Raw genomic sequence first — 20374 nt, 5'->3', positions numbered from 1 at the left:
TGGTCGTTGCGATCCTCGCCGGGCGCGGACGCCCGACGCTGCCTCGACGTCACCACCGGTCTGCAGCGCCATCGGGTTGTTGCGATCCTCGCCGGGCGCGGACGCCCGACGCTGCCGCCGATGTCGAGCACGTCGATCGGGTCGTTGGTCTTGTTGCGATCCTCGCCGGGCGCGGACGCCCGACGCTGCCAACGCGGTGTCGTTCACTACGGGGATGTAGTTACGGTTGCGATCCTCGCCGGGCGCGGACGCCCGACGCTGCGCAATTCACATCAGTGACCTGATCATCCGTTTGCAGGTTGCGATCCTCGCCGGGCGCGGACGCCCGACGCTGCTAGGGGCTGCTATCAGGGGATATGCCGACGTGCTGATCGTTGCGATCCTCGCCGGGCGCGGACGCCCGACGCTGCTTGACTTGGGTGTCGGACAACCACCCGTCCGCCGTGTTGCGATCCTCGCCGGGCGCGGACGCCCGACGCTGCTGGGGAGAAGTGGCTGTCCGCCGCGATCGTGGGTGGGTTGCGATCCTCGCCGGGCGCGGACGCCCGACGCTGCCGCGCCGACTCACCTACCCGCTGGTGCCGACCACGTTGCGATCCTCGCCGGGCGCGGACGCCCGACGCTGCGTCTACGGTCATGCCGCCTAAGGCCAGAGCTAGTCGGTTGCGATCCTCGCCGGGCGCGGACGCCCGACGCTGCGCTGACGCTGCGGGACGAGCGCATCACGTCCATTGCGTTGCGATCCTCGCCGGGCGCGGACGCCCGACGCTGCGAAAATGTCAGACGGCGTATTCAACATCGCAAAAGGGTTGCGATCCTCGCCGGGCGCGGACGCCCGACGCTGCCCGCACTTCGGGAGGCCGCATGAGCCTCGCATAACCAGTTGCGATCCTCGCCGGGCGCGGACGCCCGACGCTGCGTGATCAAGCTCGGCGACCCGTCGGACTCTTATTGTTGCGATCCTCGCCGGGCGCGGACGCCCGACGCTGCCTGCCGCTTCTCGTTGTTGTATCCGCCGTCCCACTTGACGTTGCGATCCTCGCCGGGCGCGGACGCCCGACGCTGCCCTGCTCGAACAGGAATGATTCCATTGCGTATCCATGCATGTCACAGACTGGAGCTGCTCTACGCGCAACACGCCAGTTCAACGATTCGGAACCTACAGGCGTGTTGAACGACGCTGGAGGTTCTCAACCACCGGTTCCAGGTCAGAGCAACCTGGGACGACATGACACCCCTCAGACGATCAGCGGACCGTGATGGGGTGGTCTTACTGCGGCTCCAAGATGTTGCGCCGCCCCGAACGTTCCGCGATCCAGCTGATACACGCGGATCGAGTCGAGGTTCGTGTCGATGATCCGGGCCAGGTCCGCCTCGAGTTGGACACGTTGCGCAGGCTCACAAACCACCTCGAACACTGACTTCTGTACGCGATGTCCCATGCCCTCGCAGGCCTTGGCCACGCGGCGCAGCCTGCGCTGTCCAGCGGGCGTGGTGGTGTCGACGTCGTAGGTGATCAACAGTTCCATTAGGTGACCGTCCAGGGCAGATATCCATCGACAGAACCGCGTATGTGCCTGGCGAGCAGTCGCGCCTGTGTGAGTGGAAGCAGTGCCGCCGGGACAGTCCGGCCGAGGCCGGCATGGGTCCACTCGCGTTCGCGGGCTGCGGACCACTGCTCCAGCATGAACCTTCGGCCACCGTCGGTCAGTTGGACCGCACCACCGGGCAAGGTTTCGGTGTGCCGACCAAGTATCTGCTTGCGGTTGATCAAGGTCAGCACGAGGCGGTCGACGAGTAGTGGTCGGAATTCCTCCATGAGATCCAGTGCCAACGCCGGTTTCCCGGATCGCACGCCATGGAGATAGCCCAGGTACGGGTCGAGGCCGACTTGTTCCAGTGCTCCATGGACTGCGACACGTAGCATGCCGTATCCAAATGAAAGTAGGCAGTTGACCGGGTCAAGTGGTGGCCGTCGGGTCCGGCCTGTGGCGACACCCGGCGCGAGCAGATCGAGGCCCTGGAAATAGTCGCGGGCTGCTCGCCCTTCTATGCCGAGGATCTCGTTCAGACCTGTCGCGGCGGCGAGGTCGGCGAGTGCGCCCGCATGTCTTTCCGCCAGAGTGCGCAGCTCTTCGCGCCGGTCGCCCACTGCATCACGCGCTGAGCGCAGCAACAGTTGGCGGTAGTTGTGTAGCTTGCCGGCGACGACCGCACGCGCGATCGCCAGCCGTCGGGTTTGATCCTCGTAGCAGCGGTACTGGGCCAGGCGCAGCAGCGGGTTGCCAGCCTGCGGACCGGTCGCGCGGGCCAGGAACCTGCCGTTGCGGGTTACCCAGGTGACAGACCGGCCGTCGGCCGCGCACCGGTGCAGCAGATCCCCGGAAACATCAACACCGTTCCAGGCAACGACATGGTCGATGCGCAGCAGCGGGATCAGGTGACGCCCTGGTCTGTCGGGATGCGCGACACGGACCGTGTCGCCGTCAAGGTGCAGACTCGTGCCTGGCGTGGTGACGTACAGGGTTCTCAGTAGCTCAGTCATTCCCACTCCCACGCGCCCGCGGGGCGCGGTTCGAACAGGGCGTGCGTCACATGCGTCGGAGCCTCTGGCATGCAGCCTGGACGTAGCGAGCACCGCCGGCATCGTGTGTCGTTAACCGGCGCCGGAACCGATCCGGTGTCCAACAGTCGCCGAACCTCCTGCGCCGCGACCTTCACGCGGTCGGCGAGTTCAGTGTCCACAACGACATCGTGCCGACGGCGGTCCCGATTGGAGAACAACACACCGATCGGGACCGCGGCGTCGAACATCTCGCGCAGGCACAGCACTTGCGCGGCGACCTGGACGTCAGCCGGGCCACCAGGGCGGTAGGTGCCGGACTTGTGTTCGATGGGTATCGGGCCGGTGTCGCCGAACTGGACCACATCACAGATACCGTGCACCCCCACCTCGTCGCTCCACACGGGTAACGAGCGCCATACACGTTGCATGCGCCGGTCCTGGCCCGCACCCGCTCGATCCACTGCGGCATGAGCGAGGTCACCACGCACGGTGTCAATGTTGGAGTCGAAGTAGGCCTCAACGTGGATCAGCGCCGCCTGGCGCGGGCAGTAGACGTAGTGCTCCAGCGCGGAGATGGGCACGCTGCGGCGCCCATCCCGCGTTGCGTCGGTCACTGCGGTGGCTCCTAGCTGATCAGTTTCGTCATGGTGATCCCGGCAGAAAGATCGGCCTCATCAACAGAGACGTTGTAGTCACCGAACGTCCTGGTAGGCACATCGGCGTCGGACGTCGTGCGAGCGGCCACGACGCGTTCGGTGAGTTTGTGTGCCGGGGCCGCGCCGAACGCGTTGGGGTGGCTGAAGACGTAGAGCCCGCGAGCGGTGAGTCGGCCGCGGGTGGCGGACCTGTCGTGGTCGAACATCATTTCCAGGCTTCGGTACAGCAGTTCCAGGTCGGTGGAGTCGACGCCGGTCTGCGAGCCGCGGGTGGCCGAGTAGTACAGCTCGGCGCGGTAGAGGCCGTAGGGCACGGTCCATTTGCCGCCCATCTCGGTAGTCTCGCCCTTGTCGATGTCGTCCTGTTTGGTCTGGGTGACGCGGGTGATGGTGTGATCCATCGGGAAGACTGGGTCGATGCTGCGGGCCATACCGACTTGCAGCGGTCCGCGGACCTGTCCGAGCGCCTGGGTTTTGCCGACCGACAGGACCCCGCCGAACAATCGGATGTCGGCGTACCGATCGCACAGCCACGCGCGAGCCCGCTCGGCTTCCTGCTTGGTGACCTTGGCGGCGAGCTTGAGGCCGGTCGCCTCGTAGGAGGCTTCCAGGCGCGGGTTGAGGGCATAGCCAGCCTGGACAAAGATCCCGTAGCGCGGGTTGTCGCCCGCGGCGAGCGCGAGGGTGTCGCGGATCTTGCGTTTGAGCGCTACGTCGGTGACCAGGCCTTGGCCAGTTTCGTCGTCGGTACGGGGCCGGTTGCCCGCGTCGGGGTCGCCGTTGGGGTTGCCGTCGGTCACGTCGAACAGGAAGACCATGTCGTGGCGGACGGCGGGGTCCAGGTGTGGGTGAACGGTGGTCATGCGGAGATCTCCTGGTTGAGCTCGGCGCCGGTGGTCGTGGTGTCTTCTGGGGTGGTGCGGGCGGCGGCACGTTGCCGCAGGGTGGCGAATCGGTATGCGCGCTGGTGGTGGTAGCCGAGCAGGAACAGTGCCTGCTGTTTGGGTGTGGTGCGGCCAGGGATGCCGGTCGAGGCGTCGAGGAGTTCGAACAGTTGGTCCAAGTCGCGGCTGTGGTTGATCGCTGTGCCTGTGCGGGGGCCGCGGAACTTACGCAGCCAGGCGTCGGCAAGTTTGCGGCCGGTGATCAGGGCGGCGCGGGGGTTGGTGACGGCGCCGGCGAAGTAGCGGTTGGCGTAGGTGGTGTTGAGCTTGCCTTCGAAGGCGTCGTACTGCAGGGATTCCAGGGCGGCGAACACCCGGCCCGACACGTAGGCGGGGTCGGTGTTGGTGTCGTCGAGTCCGGGCATCGGTGTCTCCGTGGTCAGTGGCGAGCGCAGCAGTGCGAGGCGGATCAGGGCCGCGCGGGGTGTGTCCAAGCGGCCGTCGGTGCGCACGCGGTGCAGCAGGTGGGTCAGCAGCGACGGTGGCAGCGGGGTGTTGCGCAGTGCCGCTCGGAGCAGGTCGCGTTGGGCGCCGTGCGGATGCGCTCCTCCTTTGGCGCCAAGGAAGGCGTAGCGGCGTTCGGCTCGCTGCCAGCGTCCGGTGACGCGGACGAGGCGTTGAAGCGGCTGCCGTACTGGTTCGTCGGGGTGCAAGGTGGCGATTTCGTGATCGAGGAACCACGCGGCGACGTTTTTCTCCACTGTGGACAGTGGCATTTCCAGCCAGTCGCGCACCATGACGCGGGCAACGTTGCCGCCGACGGTCAGCGCGCAGAACTTCGCTGTGTCGGGCGACGGTGCGGTCTGTGCGGTGTGGATGGACTCGAGCAGGTCGCCGACCTGCATAGGGTCCGCGTCGAGGATCAGCTTCATCGGGTTACGCGGCACGGGCTCGGTGACCCACCACGCCAGGCGGCTGTCCTGGCCGCCGTAGGAGGTGGTCTGGTCGGAGTCGAGTGCACGGACCAGGCCGGCGGAGAGGCCTTCTCCGCACGTGATGCAGATCGGTGAGCACACCAGCTGGGTGGTCAGGTCGTAGCCGAAGACGCGTTCGTTGATGCTGACCAGCGCCGCATCGTTGGAGGCACCGGGCACCAGCCGAGCGGGGACCTTGCCGGGCAAGGTGTCCAGCAGCGGCCCGGTCTTGCCGCAGACCAGGCACAGGCCGTGTTTGCCGCCGCCTTTGCGGCGGGCGACTTCTGCGGCCCAGAACGTCGGTACGGACGGCGCGCGGTAGGCCGGGGTGGTATCGACGGTGATTAGCACGCGCTGTTTCGCGGCCGCGTCGGGGTCGGGTCGCAGCCTGGTGGATTCGCCGGTGCTGTAGAAGCGGGCCATTGCCTGGGCGATCGGGTCCTGGCGGCCTTCGGCGCTGTCGGCCCAGCGGCGGGTCAGGTCGATGAAGGCCTGGTGGCATTGCGCGACCCGCTCAGGTTTGCTGTCGGCGTCGGCCCAGCCCAGCACGTACTGCGCGTCGTCGGCGGCCAGGTTGGGGGCCACACCAACCGTGCGGACCACGGCGGGCACCAGGTGCTCGGCGCCGCGTGATTTGCCCGCGGCATCCGGGACAGTGATCGGCTCCAGGCCGTCGCTGATCACGGCGCCGTCGAGGTCCAGGCGTAGTTCCCAGTCGAACCGCAGCATGCGGTGAAACGGCTTCGCGGACGGGTCCTGCGCAGCGTGCTGCACCAATCGTTGGACCAGCATCAGGCCCCCTCTGCGGGGATGCCGCGTTCGGGGACGTGCAGCACTCCGACATCCAGCTCGGCGTGGAACCAGGTGAACGACGGCGGGGTGGTGGAGTGGTCGACCGAGTGCAGCATCAACCCCAACTTCTCGGTGTGCGGCCAGGCGAGCCGGTCGTCAGGGTCGCCGAAGAACGCGGTGAACTCCCGCACCCCCAGGTACGGCTGGGAGAAGCAGCTGCCGCGGGTGACCCGGCGGCGGAACTGGTCGCGGTAGGCCGCTTCGGGCTTGTCCGCCGTCTCCCCCAACTCGGTGTGGGCGTGGATTCGGTAGGCCACGTCGCGCAAGCAGATCGCGTTGCGCTGCACCCGGTTCGCCACGGTGTCCAGGCGTCGCCGTCCCGAGGCTGCGTCGGCCAGCGATGCGATATCGGTGGTCTCGTTGCGGCGCTGGGTGAACTGCTTGATCTCCGACAGCACCTCGATGCCCACGACCCGCCACCGGAACTGCGGCTTCCAGTAGATCGACTCCAGCACGCCGACCGCGGCCGACGGGGTCATCACGGGGTAGGTCACCCGTTCGACCTTCAGCTCGGGGCGGGTGAACAGCGCAGCGTCTCCCCACACCTGCACCGCCAGCGGCGGCGCTCCGGACGCCGATCGAGGCCAGTTATGCCTCACCACACGGTCTCCTCTCCGATCGCACGTTCGTCGACTCCCACCTGCGGGTCGTAGTCGCCGCGCCATTCCCACAACTCGTCGTGGCCGTCGATCACTGGGCGGCACAACGCCCGCACGTCGGGAGCGGACGCCACCGCCCGCGGCAGCGGCACCATGTAGCCCCGCAGTTCCCGCAGCACCCCGCGCAGCGGGCCCACGCCGATGCGGAGCTGCCGCACCAGTTCGGTGGCGCGGCCCTGCTCGTCCCAGGTGGTCACGATCACCGACACCGGGTCCTCGTCGATCATGCGGAACGCCAGGCGGCGGTCCCGGCCGGCACCTGTGCCGGTGGGCTTGGGTCCGTCGGCGACGGCGCGGAAGTCCAGTTCCGCCCTGTTGTCCTGGATCGCCGCGCCGCGCCGGGCCTCGTCGACGTTCAACCCGGTGTACAGCCGCTGGTAGTACTCGGCCAGCAGGGCCGGGTCGTCTGGGTCACGGCCCGGTCCGAACAACGCCAGGGTCTTGGCCACACCGGCCCGGTAGAACTCGGGAACCGGCGCGTCGGAGGCGTCGAACACCACCACCCGCCCCAGCCCCGGCAGCTTGCCTTCCCTGTTGGCCCGGCCCGCGGCCTGCTGCAGCGACTCCGCAGGCGCGAGCGCGCGGAACACCACGGGGAAGTCGACGTCCACACCGGCTTCGACCAGCTGTGTGGACACCACCAGCACCGGCTTGTCCTCGGCCAGCAGCGCGCGGATCCGCGTCAGCACATGCTCGCGGTGCCGCGGGCACATCCGCGTGGACAGGTGCACGACCTCAGCGTCGGGTTTCCGCTCAGCCACCAGCCGGTACAGGGTGCGGGCGTGGCCTACGGTGTTGACGATGGCCAACGCCTGCCGCTGTTCGCAGATCTGCGCCGCGATCTGCTCCAGCGTCGGCCGCGGCTTGAGTTGCCACTCGTAGCGCGCCCGCTTGAGCCGGGTGAACAACTCCACCGGGTCGTCGACCAGCGGGGTGATCTCCAGCGTTTTCCACACCGCCAGGTGCTCGAAGCTGGGTTGGGTCGCCGACGCGAGCAGCACCGTGGTGCCGAAGTGCTGGGACAGCAGCCGCAGCCCGTCCAGGATCGGTACCAGCAGCGGCACCGGCAGCGCCTGCACCTCGTCCAGCACCACCACCGCGTTCGCCAGCCGATGCAGCTTGCGTGATCGGGCCGGGCGGCGCCCGAACAGCGAGTCGAACAACTGCACGGTCGTGGTCACCACAAACGGCGCATCCCAGTTCTCCGCCGCCAGCCGCAGCCGACGGTCATCCAGTTCCGCGTTCGAGTGGTGCTCCAGCACGGCCTGCTCGCCGAGCAGATGCCGGTACACCCCCGCGTTCTGCTCGGTGATCGTCGTGAACGGCACCGCCACGATCACCCGTGCCTTGCCGCGCCGCGCAGCGTGATGCAAGGCGAATCCGGCGGCGGTCATCGTCTTGCCCGAGCCCGTAGGCGCCGGCAACCGGTATACGCCCGGCTCGCGCATCGCCCGCCGCACGACGTCCTCGTACAGGCCGACCCGCACACGGTCGACGTCGGATGGCTCGCCACGATCGGCCAGCAGCGCGGCGCGGTTGTGCTCGAACCGCCGCACCAACTCGTTCATGTCGGTCGGTGGCGCGACCCGCGGCCGGGACAGCCCTTCCGCGTGAGCGGCCGTGTCCAGGTGATCGGCATCCACCAAGGCGGAGAAAACCAACCGGATCCCCATCTCCCCCAGCAGCATCAACTCGCCCCACGCCTCGGGCAGCAGCGACGGCCCGTCCCGCAGCGCCCGCGCCTCCGGAACCACGCCGAAGAACCGCTCGAGCGCCTCGACATCGTCCGGCCCGTGGATGAGGTTGACCAGCTTCTGCACACGATCGAGCCCACCGTGATGCCCCAGCACCGCCATGGCCGCAGCCTGCGCGCGGTTCCGTACCAGCAGAGCACCTAGGTTCTTGTGGTTGATGCCGACCTTCTCGCCGGTTCCACTCACCTCGGCCAACTTCGTCTGCCACGCGCAGCTGGCTTTCCCGGCATCGTGAACCAGGCCCAGCGCGGCCGCGAGATCTCCCGCGCCGAACGAGTTCGCGAAACTGCGCGCTAACTCTGAAGTCGAACGAACATGATCGGCCAACGAATGCCACCGGCCGGTCGTTGTGCTGGGACTATGCGCCCACACAAACAAACCCTTTCGTATCGCCCGTCCCCGACGAACGACGCGACCATAGAGACGACCACCGACAAAACCGGTGGACCAGTGCGCAGGCACCACAACAAACACCCAAATGGAGTAGCCACTCCTGGCCGACCAGACAGGGCAAGGCCGCATGTTGCGATCCTCGCCGGGCGCGGACGCCCAGCGCTGCCTGCGTGGCTGCGCCATAGACCACACAGGTTGCGACGTTGCGATCCTCGCCGAACGCGGACGCCCAGCGCTGCCGTAGGTCGCCTTGTCGACCTTGCGCGTTCCCGCGATGTTGCGATCCTCGCCGAGCGCGGACACCCAGCGCTGCGCCGAGTACCACGGCTACAAGGTCGTCATCGTCGAGTTGCGATCCTCGCCGAGCGCGGACGCCCAGCGCTGCGGGTAGACGGGCTCAGCCATTGGTCCTCCGCTTCTTGTTGCGATCCTCGCCGAGCGCGGACGCCCAGCGCTGTGATCGACGCGGTCGTCTGGCCGCTCCACGTGATGGTGTTGCGATCCTCGCCGAGCGCGGACGCCCAGCGCTGCCGGCTTCGTGAAGCTCTCGAAGCTCCCCTTCGGCCTGTTGCGATCCTCGCCGAACGCGGACGCCCAGCGCTGCCTGTGCCGCAGGTGTCCAGCGCGGCAGTCGTGTCTGTTGCGATCCTCGCCGAGCGCGGACGCCCAGCGCTGCAGCTGGTGTTTGAGACAGTGTGACGATCAGATCTGGGTTGCGATCCTCGCCGAGCGCGGACGCCCAGCGCTGCGGCCTGCCGGGCCTGCATCCGCTCGAGCCCTTCACGGTTGCGATCCTCGCCGAGCGCGGACCCCCAGCGCTGCGGGTCGGGTTGGCGTGTCCGCCCCCGGCGGTCTCCATGTTGCGATCCTCGCCGAGCGCGGACGCCCAGCGCTGCCGGACAGGTGTGGCGCATCGCCGCCGCCGCCGTCCACGTTGCGATCCTCGCCGAGCGCGGACGCCCAGCGCTGCCGTGCCAGGCTCCACTAGTTCCCACACGTCGCGGTTGTTGCGATCCTCGCCGAGCGCGGACGCCCAGCGCTGCGTTGGTCTGCGACAACTGGTAGTACAGGCTGTCGTTGCGATCCTCGCCGAGCGCGGACGCCCAGCGCTGCGCGCAGCTGCTCACGGACATGCGCGACATCTACGAGTTGCGATCCTCGCCGAGCGCGGACGCCCAGCGCTGCCGCTGCGACCAGACCGTCACCGCGATGCAGGTCCCGTTGCGATCCTCGCCGAGCGCGGACGCCCAGCGCTGCACACCGGGCGGGATCCACTCACCGACCTGCTCGGCGTTGCGATCCTCGCCGAGCGCGGACGCCCAGCGCTGCGGTTTCGCTCATCGTCGCAGGTCAGTGAGGCTGTGGTTGCGATCCTCGCCGAGCGCGGACGCCCAGCGCTGCGGTCGCACAGACATCGGGGCGGACACGTTTCAGGGCGGTTGCGATCCTCGCCGAGCGCGGACGCCCAGCGCTGCTTGCCGGTGAGCGGGTCGGTGAGCCACATCCACACGCCGTTGCGATCCTCGCCGAGCGCGGACGCCCAGCGCTGCTGGTGATGAACGCGTCCCGCGCGGCCTGCGCGTTCTGGTTGCGATCCTCGCCGAGCGCGGACGCCCAGCGCTGCCACCAGCAGCTCGCCACCGAGGCCGTGCAGTACCTCCAGCAGTTGCGATCCTCGCCGAGCGCGGACGCCCAGCGCTGCTCAGGAGTCACCGGACACCTCGTCGCCCTCGGACTTGTTGCGATCCTCGCCGAGCGCGGACGCCCAGCGCTGCGCGCAGATGCAGGCGTTCACCGCGAACCCCACCGTGTTGCGATCCTCGCCGAGCGCGGACGCCCAGCGCTGCGCTGGCGGCATGGTCGGTCTCGCCGCGATCTTGTTGTTGCGATCCTCGCCGAGCGCGGACGCCCAGCGCTGCAAGGCATTGCAGACGTACGTGTTGCACGTCGTCGCGGTTGCGATCCTCGCCGAGCGCGGACGCCCAGCGCTGCAACGACACGAACAACAAGCCCATCTTGGGCCCGATGTTGCGATCCTCGCCGAGCGCGGACGCCCAGCGCTGCCTGGGTTCAGGCGTGGGCCGCCGCGCAGTGGGCGCTGTTGCGATCCTCGCCGAGCGCGGACGCCCAGCGCTGCCGGCCTCCCAGAAGCCCTCACCGTCGATCGTGGTGTCGTTGCGATCCTCGCCGAGCGCGGACGCCCAGCGCTGCGGGGCGTTCGGTTCGGCGTCGAGTTCGCCGATCACGTTGCGATCCTCGCCGAGCGCGGACGCCCAGCGCTGCCCTGCGCGCGTTCGAACACCAGCCGCGTGTTGTCCAGTTGCGATCCTCGCCGAGCGCGGACGCCCAGCGCTGCCTTCGTAGAGTTTCCATTTGTCCGCGTCCACGTCGTTGCGATCCTCGCCGAGCGCGGACGCCCAGCGCTGCCCGGCGAGCGTGACGCAGCCGCTTGACGCAGACCTTCCAGTTGCGATCCTCGCCGAGCGCGGACGCCCAGCGCTGCCCCTGCAGCATGCGCCGGATCCTCGGGACGGTGCCAGCGTTGCGATCCTCGCCGAGCGCGGACGCCCAGCGCTGCGGGTCTCAGCCTCACCGCTGCAGCAGCACAGACTGTTGCGATCCTCGCCGAGCGCGGACGCCCAGCGCTGCGTAGCAGCGCTTACCGATCTTGTTGGCCTCCTCCAAGTTGCGATCCTCGCCGAGCGCGGACGCCCAGCGCTGCTGGATGTTGCCGAGGTTGTTGCGCGGGTCGGTCCAGTTGCGATCCTCGCCGAGCGCGGACGCCCAGCGCTGCTTTCCACGTTGGTCGGGAACTCGACCACCCGGTCGGGGTTGCGATCCTCGCCGAGCGCGGACGCCCAGCGCTGCCGAACGAGGCGATGTTCGCGCGACTGAAGAAACTGGTTGCGATCCTCGCCGAGCGCGGACGCCCAGCGCTGCATGGAGGATCACCGGCTGGGCGTCACGTTCGACGCGGTTGCGATCCTCGCCGAGCGCGGACGCCCAGCGCTGCGAACGTACGGGCGAGGTCACGTTCATCCTCGGCAAGTTGCGATCCTCGCCGAGCGCGGACGCCCAGCGCTGCCGTCGAGCTTCTTCATCCGTTCTACTGCTTGTCGTTCGTTGCGATCCTCGCCGAGCGCGGACGCCCAGCGCTGCCTCCTGGGCTCTCCCCGGTGACGATGACGCCGTTGTTGCGATCCTCGCCGAGCGCGGACGCCCAGCGCTGCAAAACAAGGGGCCCCTCCGCGCCGCGTCTGCCAAGTTGCGATCCTCGCCGAGCGCGGACGCCCAGCGCTGCGACTCGTCGGCGTGTTCCTCGCACACCCGCACCAGTTGCGATCCTCGCCGAGCGCGGACGCCCAGCGCTGCCCGCTAGGCACCAGGCAACTCAAGTTAACAGTGCACGTTGCGATCCTCGCCGAGCGCGGACGCCCAGCGCTGCCCCCGCCTGGGAAGCCCGCATCCTCGGCACATCGGAGTTGCGATCCTCGCCGAGCGCGGACGCCCAGCGCTGCCTACACCGAGGCACTGAGGGTTCTCACAGAAGCGTTGCGATCCTCGCCGAGCGCGGACGCCCAGCGCTGCCGAGGGACGTGATGAGCACCCGGCCACCGGCGATGGTGTTGCGATCCTCGCCGAGCGCGGACGCCCAGCGCTGCGCCTTGGCACCACTCGATGAGGCGGCGGTCCTCGGGTTGCGATCCTCGCCGAGCGCGGACGCCCAGCGCTGCCCTGCGCAAGCAGGCAAGACACCACACAAGCTGATCAGAAATGGACGCAATTACCGTACCGCCCTCGTGACACGCCATCGACTTGCCTCGGAACCTACGGGCGTGTCGAACGACGCTTGAGGTTCCGATGTGCGCGTCACCCCCGGCAACCGCTAGCCCACCTCGACAACGCCTTCGTACCGCTTTGCCGTGTGATGTCAGTGCCTCGAAGGACTCACCGTGCAAAGCTGAGGACGGGGAAGATCGTAACGGCGACGGGAACAAGCGCGATGGCTACCGCAGCGAGTTCAGGAGGTTGGTTGCACGTGGCTGGAAGCGCTGCCGCTCCACCTGATGGCTCCGACGTCGGCGAGGTAATCCGCTGGTATCGCCAGCGTGAGGGCTGGACGCAGCAGGAGGCTGCGGAGCGGCTGAACACCACGCAGTCGCGGCTGTCGAAGCTGGAGAAGGGCAGCCAAGCGCTCCGCGACGTCAACGAGCTCCGGTTCATCGCCTCGAGGCTGTCGATCCCGCCTGAGCGACTCGGCATCCTGCCCGATCGGTCCTCCGACCGGATCCCGCACCCAGGAACAGTCAGCACCACGCCCGGCGCCCCGCACGACAGCCAGGAGCACTGGCGAGCGGTCCGCGCGGAGATGAACCGCAACCGCGCCCACCTCGGCGACCTTGCAGCCGAGATGTATCCGCAGTCCCAGCGCATCCCGAACACGACGGTGCTCACCCGCGCGGGATGGATGCCAGACCGGCCGGTTGACCTGGCCGACGTCAAGCTGTGCTGGCTCGGCGACGAGAACGCGCACCCCACAATCACCGGCACCTCGCCAGAGACCGAGGGCGTTCGTCCGCTCACCGCCCAAGGCACGCCCTACAACCGGTACTCACGCGCACTACGCGACCTCGCCCGGCCGCGGCTGCTGGACAACCGGGTGAGCTACCGCCTGCGCGAGGTCGCGTGGACCGACGCCGCGTGCGATCTCGGCTTCAGCTACACGAGCTACTTCGACGTCCTGGACGTGTGCGAGGCACTGAGCCACGAGTTCACGGAAGCCTGGCTCGGGAACGGGCGCAAGCGGCCGAGCATGGCCGACCTTCGGCTGCGGCGCAGCATCACGGACCCGTTCGACCTGTCCGCCCGCGCGATGCTGCCTAGCATCAACACGCTGACGATCCGACGCGACCCGATCGACGGCCATCGGATGTACCTGCACAAGCGCGACGCTGCAGCAACCGCGGTGGCCGGCGGCATGTACCACGTCGTGCCCGCAGGCGTGTTCCAGCCGTCCTCGCTCGCACCGGCGCACCAGGCGAACGACTTCTCGATGTGGCGCAATATCCAGCGCGAGTTCTCCGAGGAACTGCTCGGCAACCCCGAGCACGACGGCAACGCCATCGACCCGATCGACTACGACAACGAGGAGCCGTTCCGCTCCTTCGAGCTCGCACGAAAGAACGGCGACTTCCGCACCCACGTGCTGGCCACCGTGCTCGAGCCGCTCACGCTGTGGGTGGAGTTCCTGACGGTTGCCGTGATCGAGGCGCCGGTCTTCGACCAGCTGTTCGCCGACATGGTCGGCGTCAACGAGGAAGGCTCCGCGGTCAGCACGGAGGCCGGCGTTCCCGCGGTGGGCATCCCGTTCACCTCGGACACCCGCGAGCGGCTGCGCAACGAACCGCTGTCTCCGATCTCGCGCGCCACGATCGAGCTGACGTGGGAGCACCGCCACCGGCTGCTTGGATAGGTACATGCGCGTTCTCGTCACCGGAGCCAGCGGATTCCTCGGCCACGCAGTCGTCGCCGCCCTCGCCGCGGCTGGGCACGAGGTCATCGGGTTCAGCCGGTCCGAGAAGGCACTCCCCCAGGCGCTCAGCGCCTCGATCGTCGGCGACGTGTGCGAACCGTCCGAGATCGGCGACGCCGTGCGCGATGTCGACGGGGTTTGCCATCTGGCAGCGCTTCCCCGTGTGCGCGATTCCTTCGTGAAGCCTGCCGACTACTGGCGTACCAACACCGGCGGGACGATCAACCTGCTGCACGCGTTGGCGAGCGCGGAACAGCCAAAGCGCATCGTGCTGGCGTCCACGGGCGCGGTGTACGGCGTCGCCGACAAGCAGCCGACGAGCGAGGACGAACCGACCAAAGCCAGCAACCCCTATGCACGCAGCAAGCTCGCAGCCGACCAGGCTGCAGCTGATGTCGCAGCTGCGGGACTTCTCGGTGCGATCAGCCTGCGCGCCTTCAACATCGCGGGCGCTGCGGCGGGCAAGTACGACGAGGACGACACGAGGCTCATCCCGAAAGCACTTGCCGTGCAGGCGGGACACGCGCCCGAACTCGTGCTCAACGGCGACGGTTCCGCTGTCCGCGACTTCGTGCACGCCGAGGACATGGCAGACGCGTTCGTGCGCGCCTTCGAGGCATGTACGCCTGGTCGGTGGACCGCGTACAACGTCGGGAGTGGGCGGCGCACCTCAGTACGCGACGTCGTCGCCGCAACCGAGCAGGTGACTGGTCGTGCGCTCGCTGTGCGGCACCAGGCCGCCGCACAAGAGCCCCCGGTGATGATCGCCGACAGCACCCGAATCCGCACTGACCTCGACTGGCAAGCGCCGAAGTCGGATTTGTTGCGGATTGTTTCGGACGCTTGGGACGCCCTGACCAGGCGTTAGTCACCACGCGAATAGTCCGGAATCAAATATCGGGTTTGCGACTGAGGACCGCATTCCGGCGCAGAGGGAAGTGCGGTCTTCTTTACCTATGACGCCGAACACACCCGCTTCAGTCGCCCCGCTGGGACTGCTCTACCGCCTCAACACGGGTGCGCAGAGCCTCGACTTCCTGCCGCAGTTCGCGGAGCTCGGTGAGCACCGCGTCGCTGTCGACAGGCTCCTCGGAGCCAGCCGACGGAAGCGCCTTGACGAAGGTGCCACGACCACTGGTCGACGCGAGCACCCCTTCGTGCTGCAGCTCCTTCACCGCGGCGTGCACGGTCAGCTCGGCGACGCTGTACTCCTCGGCAAGTGCACGCAGCGAGGGGATCTTCTCCCCCACAACGAGCTGCTCCGTTGCCACGCGGCGCCGTAGGTCGTCTGCGATCTGCGCGCTCAGCGGGCGCGCGTTCTGTCGGTTGATCGGCACCAGTCCACGTTACGCCCAGACGATCTAGCGCTCTAGGGCACCACAAACGCGAGTCTTGACGCCATGCTGCACATGTGGCACCTTATGGCACCACAAGGTGCTGATGAACGGAGAACCTGATGCGAGTCACCCACCTCAGCTCACGCACTCTGCGAGAAACGTTGTGGCCGTTGCTCGATGACGACATCCAGGCTTGCCGCGACTTCCCCAACGCGGACGAGATCGAGTTCTTCCACGTCCGCACGCCCAACCCGTCGGGCCCACAGCCGACGTCCTGGCTGCTCATGTCCGACGAAGAGCGCGCAGAGATCCGTCCGCAGCATCGCCTGCGGCTGCTCCCCGGTGGTGCCGCTCGCTTCACGCGTCACGAGTCGGAGGAGGCAGCCTGATGGGCGTGCTTGTCGAGTTGGGCGAGGTGCTTCGTTCGGCACCAGGCATGAACGCGCCGGCTGAGGCAGTCGCAGCTTGGTACGAGCGCAAGGCGGTGCTGTTCGAGCACGTTGCTGCTGAAGGTGGACCGGATGCCTCCAGCGCCACGACGCTGGCGCAACAGGCTCACCGGCACGCCTTCGAATTGCTGACGGAGGTGGCGTGATGCGGGTGTTGTCCTTGGCGCTGTTGCCCTTCAAGCTCGCGTGGTCGCTGATCAAGTTGCTGTTCTGGCCCGCACTGCTGGTGCTGGTCGGCTACTTGATGTTTCCGCCCTCGTGGTTCCCGTTCGTGTTGGCCGGCGCCTCCGGTTACGCAGTCGCGGTCGGGCTGGTGTGGCGGGTGGTGGTGCGCGGCAAGTTCGCGTCGCTGGGGCGTGGGGTTGTGACGGTGCGGGAAATGCAGCGGCGCGGTGGTCGGTGATGACGCTCCTGGATCGCAAGGCCGTGCGGATCGCGGCGAGCACGGAGGCGGACATCCGGCGCGCGGACGCCGCTGCGGTGAGGAACCTCGAGCTGCGGCGCGCGGAGATCGACCTGGCGCGTGAGCGTGCGGAGGCGAAGCGTTCGAGCAAGCTGGCGCAGTTGGAGGACCAGCGCACCGAGCGTGCTCGCAGGCTGGAAGCCAAGCAGGAAGCCCGTGTGTGGCGCCGCGAGCGCGGTGCGGAACGTCAGGCGCGGCGCACAGCGTGGTCGATGCGGTTGCAGGTCTGGTTGGCGGATCGGGTGATCGTGGTGCCGATCGTGCTGGCGATGGCTGGCGCGTGGTGGGGGCAGTTCCAGCTGTTCTCCGAGCGGCTCAGCTGGCCCGCTCCGCTGGCTGCTGCGGCGGCCACGGGAATCGAGTGCATTGGGCTGGTGTGCGGACGGCTGGCTCATCAGGCGCGTCAGACGATCACCGTCACCGCCCTCGACGGCAGCGAGGTCACGCGCGATGACTCGTCGTGGGTGGAGCGGCTGGTGATGTGGCTGGTGGTCGGCTACGCGGCCGGCTCGAACTGGGCGCATTCCGGTGACCCGACGGTGGGTGTGCTGTCGATCGTGGGTGTGGTGGTGTGGGAGGCACGTGAGCGGCGTGTGCATCGTCAGGCGCTCGCAGTGGCGGGTCGGCTGCCGCATCGGCGTCCGCGGTTCGGTGCGGCGCGGTGGATGCGCTATCCACTGTGGACGTGGCGGGCATGGTCGGTCGCGTTGCGGCACGGACTGACCGACGCGGCCGACGCGCTCTCGGTCGCCGACCGTGAGGTGACCGAACGGCGAGCTCGTGCCAAGGCTCGCAAGGCTCTCGGGTGGCGGGCGCGACGCCGGTTCGGTCGGGTGGTGGCATCGCGGATCGAGGCGACCGACGAGGCCCGCCGCCGTGAGGCTGAGGCGATCATCCGCGAGGCCGAGCAGGTGACCGGGGCGGCGGCGCTGCTGTTCGGACCGGACCGGTTGCATGAGCAGGCGGCCGAGACGACCCGGTCGCGACCGACCAGCGACAACGCCGTCTACCAGGGCGGTGAGGACCAGGCGGTCCGGCCGCGCAGGTTCGGGTGGCTGCGGCTGTCCGGTCGCGGCGAACCGGAAGCGACCGTGCCGGAGCCGGTGGTGGTCGACGGGGTCGACATCACGGACCTGATGCCTGCTGCTCGTCGGGTCGCGACCGAGCTGGGCGACCGGTTGTCGCGTGACGCGCTGCTGGCCAGCCTGCGGGCGGCCGGGTTGTCGGTCGGGGGCAGGCGCCGCAAGGCGGTCTACGACGCGGTGCTGGCCGAACGCGACCGGGTGGCGTGACCCGCGAGGGTGCGGCACCCGCGCTACTCCCCCGGTGCGGGTGCCGTGCCCGGCAGGCCGACGACGCCCAGCCGATGAGTCCACACAGGACCAGTGAGAGGCAACGCGATGAGTCAACTGGTGTTCGGTGAGCCGGACTTCTTCAGCTCGTCCCAGATTCGTGACTACTGCAACAACGCCCGCATGCTGATGCGGCCGGTGGCCAACGAACTGCGGGTGGGCGCGGAGGAGTTGGAGGCCGCCCTGAAGTACGTGAAGTCGGCCAACCCCATGCCGTTCGGGCTGGACTCGCGGGTGCGGGCGAAGTTGGTGGCCAAGCACATGATCCGTGGCGCGGAGGCGGTCGAGGTGCTGTGCGGCTCGATGGTGAAGACCTACCTGAGCTTCCGCAAGCACTACGTCGCTGAGCTGAGCATGGCGAGCAACCGCCGCGAGTTCAAGTTCGACGTGTAGTCGGAATCCGTTGGTACCGCGAGGGAAACCGCAGGAAGGAGCGTGGCGAGATGGGCAAGCGGACGGGTGGCGGCGACCTCGCGGCCAGCAACTCCGAGATGGGCTACTACGTACCCCGCAACTACGTGGGCAGCAAGCTCGCCCCGTACTTGGGGCAGTGGCTGGCGTTGCTGCTGGTGTGGCCGCTGGGTGCGTTGACGCACGCGATGATGTCCGACTCGCCGCACCTGCCGTGGCTGACCTCGGGTTTGGCCGTGGGCGGTGCGGTGCTGGCCGGGGTGGCGTGGAAGGAAGCGGGCTCGAGGTCGCCGATGACCAAGGCGCACGCCGCGCTCACCGTCGTGATCGCGACCGCGTGGATGGTCGCGTGCGCGATCAACCCGCCGTGGCGGCAGCCGCTGGTCGGGCTGTGGTTCTACGGCGGCGCCGGTGTGGCGTTGTCCTGGAACATCCGCCGTGCTCTGCGGGGCCGGGACGGCGACGGGGCGGGTGGGTTGTTCGAGAAGGTCAAGCTGGCCGGGGTGCGGACGCGGGAGATCGAGGTGGCGCCGAACAAGGTCACCGCTCCCCTGCAGCTCCCGGCCGGGGAGGTCACGGTGGAGGAGGTGCAGGCCGCCTCGGACAAGCTGGCCGGTGCGTTGCGGCTGCACAAGGGCGCGGTGCGCATCAGCGGTGATCCGGACGACCTGTCGCAGGCCACGATGACGATCGTCCCGAAGGACGTGCTTCGGCACCCGCAGACCTGGCCGGGGCCGTCCGCGCCCGGTGGGTCCATTGTGGAGCCACTGGTGCCTGGTCTGTACGAGGACGGCGAGCAGGTGCGGTTGTGGTTGCCCGGTGACAAGGCAACCGCTCGCCAGCTGACCCATGTGCAGATCAACGGCATGAACGGGTCGGGTAAGTCGCACGGCGGCAAGCTCGCCTGGACCGAGGCCGGTACCCGTCGCGACGCGGTGCTGATCGTGCTCGATCCCTCGAAGGGCGAGCAGACGGTCGGGTTCCTCGGGGACAACGTGCACACCGTGATCGGGCACGACGCGTGCCGCCGGTTCATCACCCGCGTCCCGGACGTGATTACCGAGCAGGCCTCGCAGCTGGGCAAGTGGGGTTTCGACCAGTGGCGGCCGGAGGTGTTCGAGCAGCACGACATGCCGTTCATCGTGCTGTGGATCGAGGAGGCCTCGCGGGTGCTCGAGGACGCCGCCACGCTGACCCGCATCGCCGAGGAGGCCCGGTCCGCGGGGATCGCGCTGGTGCTGTCGCAGCAGAAGTCCAGCTTCCGCCGGATGAACACCGACATCCGCTCGCAGCTCGGTGCCGCGTGGTGTTTCGGCGTCAACAGCATCGACGACGCGGGGTTCTGCCTGTCCGACGACGCGATCGAGGCCGGGGCGCGGCCGGACCGGTGGAAGAACCGCCGCGCCGGGTCCTTCTACCTCGAGGCCCCCGGTATCGACGAGGAGAGGTTCGCCATGCCCGCACGCACGTTCAGCACCACCGACTCCGAGCTGGCCGCGGCGCTCACCGAGTACCGCGACGTACGACCAGGGTTGTGGGCGCCCACCGCGAAGCTGCTGGGCCTGACCGAACGCCCGGAAGGCGCGCGGACCGCCGGCGTCATCGCCCCTACGACCTCACGCGCCACCGCGGCCGTGGACGACCTGGACGCGATGCCCCTGCCCTCCGATGAAGAAGACGCCACGCTGATCGAGCTGCCCGCCGACCCGGAGCCGGACCTCGAGGGCGATCTCGACAGCGACCTGCCCATCGACCCCGGCATGGAGTTGCCTGCCGGTCGCCCGCCGCGCCGGGTTGCCCGCCAGCGGCTGCGGCTGATCGTCGACAAGCTGATCGCCGAGGGACGCACCGAGATCACCGTGCGGGACCTGCCCGACCCCGACACCACGTTCGGCCGCGGCCGGTCCTGGGTGTCCGGTGAGCTCGCCGCCCTCGCCCGCGACGGCGTCCTCGAGGAGGCCGGAAGCGACGGCCGCGCCACCGTCTACCGCGCGCCCGCACATAACGCAGCGTGACACGCAGCGGGTGTCTGACGTCCCCGGATGTCACCTGACGTCAGGCGCCCGCACTCCCGCCCTATGCGTCCGCGCG

At 68.5% G+C, this 20374-nt stretch carries 16 protein-coding genes and 2 CRISPR repeat arrays (1 of these 18 running past the window's edge); of the genes, 8 read left to right on the top strand and 8 right to left on the bottom strand.

Annotated features, from left to right (window positions below; genetic code table 11):
• A CRISPR array of direct repeats spans positions 1-1066; the repeat unit is 37 nt; unit sequence GTTGCGATCCTCGCCGGGCGCGGACGCCCGACGCTGC (it extends 141 nt beyond the left edge of the window).
• A gap of 172 nt (positions 1067-1238) precedes the next feature.
• From cas2 to cas3, 7 genes are read right to left on the bottom strand one after another with little or no spacing between them, the layout of a single operon-like run.
• Positions 1239-1529, bottom strand: coding sequence for a CRISPR-associated endonuclease Cas2 (gene cas2 / locus FKR81_RS12740; protein ID WP_146351359.1), 291 nt, complete (start codon positions 1527-1529; stop codon positions 1239-1241).
• Positions 1529-2545 carry a type I-C CRISPR-associated endonuclease Cas1c gene (gene cas1c / locus FKR81_RS12735; protein ID WP_146351357.1) on the bottom strand — a complete coding sequence of 339 codons (1017 nt, stop codon included), beginning with the start codon at positions 2543-2545 and terminating at the stop codon, positions 1529-1531. Before cas1c ends, cas2 begins: the two co-directional genes overlap by 1 nt.
• On the bottom strand, positions 2542-3180 hold the full coding sequence (gene cas4 / locus FKR81_RS12730) for a CRISPR-associated protein Cas4 (protein WP_146351355.1): 639 nt from the start codon (positions 3178-3180) through the stop codon (positions 2542-2544). The genes cas1c and cas4 overlap by 4 nt, the downstream gene beginning before the upstream one ends.
• An 11-nt stretch (positions 3181-3191) precedes the next feature.
• Entirely contained in the window at positions 3192-4085 is an 894-nt protein-coding gene (gene cas7c, locus FKR81_RS12725) for a type I-C CRISPR-associated protein Cas7/Csd2 (RefSeq protein WP_146351353.1), read from the bottom strand.
• Positions 4082-5872, bottom strand: a complete 1791-nt coding sequence (gene cas8c / locus FKR81_RS12720; RefSeq protein WP_146351351.1) for a type I-C CRISPR-associated protein Cas8c/Csd1 — start codon at positions 5870-5872, stop codon at positions 4082-4084. The genes cas7c and cas8c overlap by 4 nt, the downstream gene beginning before the upstream one ends.
• On the bottom strand, positions 5872-6531 hold the full coding sequence (gene cas5c / locus FKR81_RS12715; RefSeq protein ID WP_235921502.1) for a type I-C CRISPR-associated protein Cas5c: 660 nt from the start codon (positions 6529-6531) through the stop codon (positions 5872-5874). Before cas5c ends, cas8c begins: the two co-directional genes overlap by 1 nt.
• Positions 6528-8867, bottom strand: coding sequence for a CRISPR-associated helicase Cas3' (cas3, locus tag FKR81_RS12710; protein ID WP_146351347.1), 2340 nt, complete (start codon positions 8865-8867; stop codon positions 6528-6530). The genes cas5c and cas3 overlap by 4 nt, the downstream gene beginning before the upstream one ends.
• A CRISPR array of direct repeats spans positions 8868-12472; the repeat unit is 37 nt; unit sequence GTTGCGATCCTCGCCGAGCGCGGACGCCCAGCGCTGC.
• A gap of 305 nt (positions 12473-12777) precedes the next feature.
• Here cas3 and FKR81_RS12705 point away from each other — a divergent pair.
• Together FKR81_RS12705 and FKR81_RS12700 are read left to right on the top strand one after the other, a co-directional pair.
• Entirely contained in the window at positions 12778-14211 is a 1434-nt protein-coding gene (locus FKR81_RS12705) for a helix-turn-helix domain-containing protein (RefSeq protein WP_222598248.1), read from the top strand.
• 4 nt (positions 14212-14215) lie between these two features.
• On the top strand, positions 14216-15139 hold the full coding sequence (locus FKR81_RS12700) for an NAD-dependent epimerase/dehydratase family protein (protein ID WP_146351343.1): 924 nt from the start codon (positions 14216-14218) through the stop codon (positions 15137-15139).
• Positions 15140-15248: 109 nt separating this feature from the next.
• Here FKR81_RS12700 and FKR81_RS12695 read toward each other — a convergent pair whose 3' ends face one another.
• Entirely contained in the window at positions 15249-15608 is a 360-nt protein-coding gene (locus tag FKR81_RS12695) for a GntR family transcriptional regulator (protein ID WP_186762940.1), read from the bottom strand.
• A 119-nt stretch (positions 15609-15727) separates the two neighbouring features.
• On the opposite strand from FKR81_RS12695, the gene FKR81_RS12690 reads away from it, so the two are divergent.
• The 6 genes from FKR81_RS12690 (at position 15728) to FKR81_RS12665 (ending at position 20298) form a co-directional block, all read left to right on the top strand.
• Complete coding sequence (locus FKR81_RS12690) at positions 15728-15997, top strand: hypothetical protein (RefSeq protein ID WP_146351340.1); 270 nt, start codon at positions 15728-15730, stop codon at positions 15995-15997.
• Positions 15997-16203, top strand: coding sequence for a hypothetical protein (locus FKR81_RS12685; RefSeq protein ID WP_146351338.1), 207 nt, complete (start codon positions 15997-15999; stop codon positions 16201-16203). Before FKR81_RS12690 ends, FKR81_RS12685 begins: the two co-directional genes overlap by 1 nt.
• Entirely contained in the window at positions 16200-16460 is a 261-nt protein-coding gene (locus tag FKR81_RS12680; RefSeq protein ID WP_146351336.1) for a hypothetical protein, read from the top strand. Before FKR81_RS12685 ends, FKR81_RS12680 begins: the two co-directional genes overlap by 4 nt.
• A complete protein-coding gene (locus FKR81_RS12675) occupies positions 16460-17812 on the top strand; it encodes a DUF2637 domain-containing protein (RefSeq protein ID WP_146351335.1) in 1353 nt (450 codons plus the stop codon). The genes FKR81_RS12680 and FKR81_RS12675 overlap by 1 nt, the downstream gene beginning before the upstream one ends.
• A 108-nt stretch (positions 17813-17920) precedes the next feature.
• On the top strand, positions 17921-18265 hold the full coding sequence (locus FKR81_RS12670; RefSeq protein ID WP_146351333.1) for a hypothetical protein: 345 nt from the start codon (positions 17921-17923) through the stop codon (positions 18263-18265).
• Positions 18266-18315: 50 nt separating this feature from the next.
• Complete coding sequence (locus FKR81_RS12665) at positions 18316-20298, top strand: FtsK/SpoIIIE domain-containing protein (protein WP_146351331.1); 1983 nt, start codon at positions 18316-18318, stop codon at positions 20296-20298.
• Positions 20299-20374 lie beyond the last annotated feature (76 nt).

Source organism: Lentzea tibetensis (assembly GCF_007845675.1).
GTDB classification, from domain to species: Bacteria; Actinomycetota; Actinomycetes; order Mycobacteriales; family Pseudonocardiaceae; genus Lentzea; species Lentzea tibetensis.
The sequence above is the reverse complement of the archived record's forward strand: the minus strand, read 5'-3'. Positions and strand labels throughout refer to the sequence as shown.

Excerpts from the sequence above, each read along its gene's own strand:
- cas2 (WP_146351359.1), bottom strand. The coding sequence starts at position 1,529 with ATGGAACTGTTGATCACCTACGACGTCGACACCACCACGCCCGCTGGA.
- cas1c (WP_146351357.1), bottom strand. The coding sequence starts at position 2,545 with ATGACTGAGCTACTGAGAACCCTGTACGTCACCACGCCAGGCACGAGT.
- cas7c (WP_146351353.1), bottom strand. The coding sequence starts at position 4,085 with ATGACCACCGTTCACCCACACCTGGACCCCGCCGTCCGCCACGACATG.
- cas8c (WP_146351351.1), bottom strand. The coding sequence starts at position 5,872 with ATGCTGGTCCAACGATTGGTGCAGCACGCTGCGCAGGACCCGTCCGCG.
- cas3 (WP_146351347.1), bottom strand. The coding sequence starts at position 8,867 with ATGCGGCCTTGCCCTGTCTGGTCGGCCAGGAGTGGCTACTCCATTTGG.
- FKR81_RS12700 (WP_146351343.1), top strand. The coding sequence starts at position 14,216 with ATGCGCGTTCTCGTCACCGGAGCCAGCGGATTCCTCGGCCACGCAGTC.
- FKR81_RS12690 (WP_146351340.1), top strand. The coding sequence starts at position 15,728 with ATGCGAGTCACCCACCTCAGCTCACGCACTCTGCGAGAAACGTTGTGG.
- FKR81_RS12685 (WP_146351338.1), top strand. The coding sequence starts at position 15,997 with ATGGGCGTGCTTGTCGAGTTGGGCGAGGTGCTTCGTTCGGCACCAGGC.
- FKR81_RS12675 (WP_146351335.1), top strand. The coding sequence starts at position 16,460 with ATGACGCTCCTGGATCGCAAGGCCGTGCGGATCGCGGCGAGCACGGAG.
- FKR81_RS12670 (WP_146351333.1), top strand. The coding sequence starts at position 17,921 with ATGAGTCAACTGGTGTTCGGTGAGCCGGACTTCTTCAGCTCGTCCCAG.
- FKR81_RS12665 (WP_146351331.1), top strand. The coding sequence starts at position 18,316 with ATGGGCAAGCGGACGGGTGGCGGCGACCTCGCGGCCAGCAACTCCGAG.